Raw genomic sequence first — 6,068 nt, 5'->3', positions numbered from 1 at the left:
CCTATCATATCCGCAGTGGTTCGATCTCGCGCGTGCTCGAGCCTCATCATGTCGAGGCGATGCGCAAGGCGGATGCCGAATTCGCGCAAACCCATCGGATGGACGAGGAGGCCCAGGCAGCCTTCGCCCGGCGCGGCCGCAGCTTGCGCAAGGCGGCCTCGTTCCTGGCGATGGTCCAGCACATCAAGGCGCGGTCCCCGCTCAAGGCGATCCGGACGGCGCTCAGCGACCCGGCGGCGGTCAGGCACATGGGCATGCCGATCGCCGTGCGGTTGCGACGAGTAGCGGCACAGTTTGCCGTGGGGGTGGGGAGGTGAAGATGCAGGCACATGGAGGGATTTTTCGTGGCCTGTGAATGGACTGAAGTCGATCTCCTCAGAAGGAATTTGCGATGAAGAAAATCAGGAAGGCCGTGATACCGGTGGCGGGGCTTGGAACAAGGTTTCTGCCGGCGACCAAGTCGATGCCGAAGGAAATGCTTCCGGTGGTCGACAGGCCCGTCGTGCAATATGCGGTGGACGAGGCCTTCGAGGCCGGGATCGAGCACATCGTCTTCGTCACCGGCCGCAACAAGGCGGTCATCGAGGATTATTTCGACCTTCATCCGGAACTGATCGGAACCCTGGAGCAGACCGGCAAGAAGACACAGCTGGAAGCGCTCGAAAGCATGCTGCCGGTGGCCGGCGCCACCTCTTTCATCCGGCAGCAATCGCCGCAAGGCCTCGGCCATGCCGTCTGGTGCGCGCGCGAGGTCATCGGCAACGAGCCCTTCGCCCTGCTTTTGCCTGACATGGTCTCCTTCGGCGGTCGCGGATGCCTGGCCGAGATCACCGACCTCTATGCCGAGACCGGCGGCAACGTCATCGCCGTCGAGCGCTGCGATCCCACCGAGACCAACAAATATGGCATCGTCGGCCGTGGCGCCGACATTGGCGGCGGCTTCGAGGTGACGGCCATGGTCGAAAAGCCCGCGCCGGCCAACGCGCCGTCGAACTTCTACATCAACGGCCGCTACATCCTGCAGCCCGAGATTTTCCAGCTTCTGGGCAACCAGCAACGCGGCGCCGGCAATGAAATCCAGCTGACCGACGCCATGGTCCGCCTGTCGCAGGAGCAGCCATTCTTTGCCCAGCCTTTCAAGGGCCGCATGTTCGACTGCGGTTCCAAGGAAGGGTTCATCCAGGCCAATATCGCCTTCGCGCTGGCGCGCGACGACATGAAGGGCCCGGTTTTCGAGATGCTCCGGGAGTTCGTCCGGACGCATGAACGCCAGGAAGAAGCCGCATAATGCCCATCTTTCGGGAGTATTGTCGGGTGGCTGACGGCGGAAGGGCCGGCCGGCTCCGCGCTGTCCGGCACCAAGCGTGTGTCGCGTCCGCCAATGCTCCCGATCTTTCTGGGGCCTGCGAGCGAGACAAGCCAGAATTGGACCGAAGATGAATTATGCCAACTTTCCTCTCGACAAGAGGATGCCATTGCCGAATTCGGACGCAGGAGACGGCGACGACTTCATCGATATCGAGCGGCTGCTTGGCATGGCCGCACGGCAGGCCAAGGTGGTTGGCGTGTGCGCCGTCATCGGCCTTTTCCTGGGCATGCTCTATCTGCAGACCACGCCGCCAAAATTCGTGTCGGTCTCCAGCGTGCTGATCGATGAGGGGCTGAACAAGATCGTCGACGACATTTCGGCGGCGTCGACGACCATGCAGACCGATTCGGCGATTCTCAGCCAGATCGAGATCCTGACCTCGACGCGGCTCGCCGCCGTGGTCGTCGACAAGCTCAAGCTCGATCAGAACGAAGCGTTCATGAACCCGCCGCAATCGGCGCTTGCCCAGGGCATCGGCTTGATCCGCGGACTGATCCAATATGTCCGGCCAAGCCCGGTCATGCCGGGCGTCGGCGATATCAGCAAGCTCGACCCCGCCGCGCGCGACGCGTTGATTGCCGCATCCGGCCGTGACTACGCCATCCTCAAGCTGCAGAACGAGATCCAGGCGGATCGCGTCGGACGAAGCTACGTCATCGCGCTTGGCTACCAGGCGACGGATCCGGCGCTGGCGAAGGCCATCACGAAGGCCTATGCCGACGCCTATCTCGCCGACCAGCTCGATGCCAGCTTCGACGCCACCGAGCGCGCGGCGGTCTGGCTGCAGGGCCGGCTGACCGAACTGCGCGAAAGCTCGCAGCAGGCATCGCTGGCGGTCGAGAAATTCAGGGCCGAACATGGCCTGTCCGCCAGCAGCGACGGCCAGCTGATGAGCGCCAAGCAACTCGCCGACCTGAATGCCCAGCTCATCGTGGCGCAGGCCGACACCGCGCGTGCCAGCGCCCGTTACCAGCAATACAAGTCGATCGTCGACAGCGGTTCGGAGAACGCTTTCAAGGACGCCGCAATATCCAGCGACCAGCCAAGCAGCTCCGTCATCGCGGCGCTGAAGACACGCTACCTCACCGTCGCCAAACGGCAGCAGGATGTCGAGGCGAATTTCGGCCCGCAGCATCCGCAAGCGGTGGCGCTCGCCAAGGAGAAGGCCGACATATCGGCGCAGATCTTCGGCGAACTGAAGCAGCTGACCGAAAGCTACCGCAACGAGTATGAGGTGGCGCTGGCGCGCGAAACCGCGCTCAGGGCCAATGTCGCCGCCGCGCAGGGCAAGAGCTCCATCGACAACCAGTCGCAGGTCCAGTTGCGTGATCTCGACCAGAAGGCGACGGCGCTGACCACGCTCTACCAGACGTTCCTCGGCCGCTACGAGGAAGCCGCCCAGCAGCAGTCCTTCCCGGTCGGCAAGATCCGCATCATCTCGGATGCGTCGACCCCGCTTGCCGCCTCGAGCCCGCGCACCATCATCGTGCTCGGTCTTTCGCTGGTGCTCGGCGTTCTCATGGGCGCGGGCTTCGGCGGCCTCAACGAGTTCAACGAACGGTTCTTCAGGACCGGCGAGGAGGTGCGCGACCGCGTCGGCCTCAAATTCCTCGGTTACCTGCCCACCATCGGTAGCAAACCGACGAAGGAAGACAAGCCGGCCGAGCCCGATCTCAAGGTCGCCAGATCGCCGGCCGCCATCGAAAGGCGGGCGCGAATGCGGGTGAGTATCGACGCTCCGGCATCGATGTTCTCCGAAACGCTGCGCAGTGCCAAGATCGCCTTCGATGTCGTCATGGAAGGGCAAGGCAGCCGCGTCATCGGCGTGATCTCGGTCCTGCCCGGCGAAGGCAAGTCGACGGTCGCGGCCAATCTCGCCGGGTTGCTCGCCGCCAATGGCGCCAGGACGCTGCTCATCGACGGCGACCTGCGCAATCCGGGCCTCAGCCGCAGCCTCGGCATGGAAGCCGAGCAAGGGTTGATGGAAGCGGTGGTGAGCGGCCAGACATGGCAGTCCGTTGGCAAGATCGACAGGCAGACCAAGCTGGCCATCATCCCGGCCGTGTCGCGTGGGCATTTCTCGCACACCAGCGAGCTTCTCTCCTCGGCCGGCATGCGGCGCTTCATCGAGAACGCCAAGGAGACGTTCGAATACATCGTCGTCGATCTGCCGCCGCTCGGGCCGGTGGTCGACGCGAAGGCCTTCGCGCCGCTCGTCGACGGCTTCGTGCTGGTCACCGAATGGGGCCGCACGCCGCGCGCCATGGTGCGCTCGATGCTGGAATCCGAACCCTATGTCGCCAACAAGATCGTCGGCGCGGTGCTGAACAAGGTCGACCTGAAGAAGCTGGCCAAATACGGATCGTTCGGCGCATCGGAGAAATTCTTCGACAAGTACTCGAGCTACTATCTCGACAAGTCGGAAGTGCGGTCGAAGACAGCGGTCTGAGATAGGCCGTTGCCTACCATCTCCTGAGAGCGCGCTGCGCTTCTTGTTTCGAGACTACGCAAAGTTCCGTCTGTCGCCGCCTTTATGCGGCTGGACAAGAAGCGCGGCGGCGAAGCTGGACGGCTACGCTGCCTTAAGCCGGTAGCGGAAAACCGTGTGGTCGAGCAGTAGCCGGATGCGCGGCTCGGCTTCGGTCGCCACCAGCCAGCTCGCCGCGATCATGGTCGCGGCGACCATCGCCATCGAGAAGAGATATGGCAGCCCGGCGCGGACCATGGCGCCGAGCATCGCCGCGCCGATGACGTCGTGGATCAGATAGAGCGGATAGGTCATCAGGCCTATCCGGCGCCAGCCGCTCCAGCTGAGGTCGAGCCTGAGGGACCATGCCATCAGCGCGATGGCCACGAGGAAGATCAGGATTGGCGGTGCGTAGGGCATCATGGCTCCGACCTTGATGCTGTGGACGTCGACGGAACTGGCGATCTGCAGCACGCCGCCGCCGAGGAACAGCAGGCAGAAGCCAAGGCGCGAAGGCGTCACCGCCTTGAACCGCATCAGCCAGATGAGCACGCCGACCGCGAAGAAACAGCCATGATGCACCAGGATGAGCTGCAGCCAGCGCGTCTCGGCGAAGTCCGACCAGCCGAGCGGATAGTACAGGCACCAGAACAGCGTGCTGACCAGGCCGATGACGATGGCAACCGCTTCCATCAGATGGAAGCGGCCGAGCCGCAACAGCACCCAGACGACGGCGTAGAAGGCGATCTCGATGCCGAGCGTCCAGTAGACGCTGTCCACCCACGGACCATAGGGCGCGAACAGGGCCGTCCGGGCGAGCCTTACCACCGCGTCGGTCGGCCAGCTCAAGCCGATGAGCAACAGCAGCGCCGCGGTGATCGGCGCACAGATCCACACCGCCGGCGCCAGCCTTTTGACCCTTGCCTCGAAGAACCGCAGCGGCGTCGAATTCTCGGCGCTGAAGGCAATGACGAAACCACTGATGACGAAGAAGATCTCGACGCCGACCCAGCCGGATTCGACCCAGGCGCCGATACCAGGTTGCGCCGGAACGCCGCCGGTCGCTTGCGCCGAGATGCCGTCGGGATAGGCCCACACCCAGAAGCCGTAGTGGTAGACCATGACCAGTACGGCGGCGAGAAACCGCAGGATGTCGATGCCGCCGAACGTTGTTTTCTGCTGAGCCATGCGATCCCATCGAATGGCCCCCCACGCGAACTGTAAGTCGGAATGTTGCATCGCACAATCAACGATTGTGCGATGCGTCCATCACAAAGTTCGCCGCGCCGCAACATCGCGGAACTGAATCTCCACTCATCTGCCGGCAGTGCTCCTCAGACGCCGATACCGCGCGCCTTCAGAGCCGCCGTGATTTCCTCGAGGATGGCGGGGTCGTCGATGGTCGCCGGCATCGTCCACGCTTCCTTGTCGGCGATCTTCTGAATGGTGCCGCGCAGGATCTTGCCCGACCGTGTCTTGGGCAGCCGCTTGATCGTTATCACCGTCTTGAAGGCGGCGACCGGGCCGATGCGCTCGCGCACCAGCGCGACGACCTCCTTCTCGATGGCGCCGCCGTCGCGCGCGACACCGGCGTTCAGCACCACCAAGCCGAGCGGAATTTGCCCCTTCATCGCGTCGGCGATGCCGACGACGGCACATTCGGCGACGTCGGGATGGGCGGCCAGCACCTCTTCCATCGCGCCGGTCGACAGCCGGTGGCCGGCGACGTTGATGATGTCGTCGGTGCGGGCCATCACGTAGAGATAGCCGTCCTCGTCGACCATGCCGGCATCGGCCGTCTTGTAGAAGCCGGGGAACTCATCGAGATAGGCTTGGCGGAAGCGGTCGTCGGCATTCCATAGCCTTGGCAGGCAGCCGGCCGGCAGCGGCAGCTTGACCACGACATTGCCCAGCGTCCCGCGGGGCACTTCATGGCCGGCATCGTCGAGCACGCGGATGTCGTAGCCCGGCATCGGCACCCCGGGCGAGCCGTATTTTACCGGCAAGAGGCCGAGCCCGGCGGGGTTGATCGTCATCGGCGAGCCGGTCTCGGTCTGCCACCAATGGTCGACCACCGGCACGTTGAGCTTTTGCTCCGCCCATTTGATGGTTTCGGGGTCGGCGCGTTCGCCGGCGAGGAACAGCGTGCGGAATTTCGACAGATCGTATTTCGGCACGAACTCGCCCTTGGGGTCCTGTCCCTTGATTGCGCGGAAGGCGGTCGGCGCGGTG

4 protein-coding genes and 1 pseudogene are annotated in these 6,068 nt (G+C 64.0%); 3 read left to right on the top strand and 2 right to left on the bottom strand.

All coding sequences use genetic code 11. From position 1 onward, the window contains the following. The 3 genes and pseudogenes from EOA36_RS24450 to EOA36_RS24440 form a co-directional block, all read left to right on the top strand. A pseudogene (locus EOA36_RS24450) lies at positions 1–317 on the top strand (glycosyl transferase); the annotation flags it as partial. 74 nt (positions 318–391) lie between these two features. Next, entirely contained in the window at positions 392–1,288 is an 897-nt protein-coding gene (locus tag EOA36_RS24445; protein WP_127279770.1) for a UTP--glucose-1-phosphate uridylyltransferase, read from the top strand. Positions 1,289–1,436: 148 nt separating this feature from the next. Next, positions 1,437–3,818, top strand: a complete 2,382-nt coding sequence (locus EOA36_RS24440) for a polysaccharide biosynthesis tyrosine autokinase (RefSeq protein WP_127279769.1) — start codon at positions 1,437–1,439, stop codon at positions 3,816–3,818. A gap of 123 nt (positions 3,819–3,941) precedes the next feature. Here EOA36_RS24440 and EOA36_RS24435 read toward each other — a convergent pair whose 3' ends face one another. Together EOA36_RS24435 and EOA36_RS24430 are read right to left on the bottom strand one after the other, a co-directional pair. Further along, a complete protein-coding gene (locus EOA36_RS24435; RefSeq protein WP_127279768.1) occupies positions 3,942–5,024 on the bottom strand; it encodes an acyltransferase in 1,083 nt (360 codons plus the stop codon). 146 nt (positions 5,025–5,170) lie between these two features. After that, positions 5,171–6,068: AMP-binding protein (locus EOA36_RS24430; protein WP_145969286.1), on the bottom strand; the 898-nt coding region annotated here is incomplete at its 5' end.

Origin of the sequence: Mesorhizobium sp. M8A.F.Ca.ET.021.01.1.1 (assembly GCF_003998025.1) — a bacterium.
Taxonomy (GTDB): Bacteria; Pseudomonadota; Alphaproteobacteria; order Rhizobiales; family Rhizobiaceae; genus Mesorhizobium.
Note: the sequence above shows the minus strand (reverse complement) of the source record. Positions and strands in the feature narration are given on the sequence as shown.

Excerpts from the sequence above, each read along its gene's own strand:
- EOA36_RS24435 (WP_127279768.1), bottom strand. The coding sequence starts at position 5,024 with ATGGCTCAGCAGAAAACAACGTTCGGCGGCATCGACATCCTGCGGTTT.
- EOA36_RS24440 (WP_127279769.1), top strand. The coding sequence starts at position 1,437 with ATGAATTATGCCAACTTTCCTCTCGACAAGAGGATGCCATTGCCGAAT.
- EOA36_RS24445 (WP_127279770.1), top strand. The coding sequence starts at position 392 with ATGAAGAAAATCAGGAAGGCCGTGATACCGGTGGCGGGGCTTGGAACA.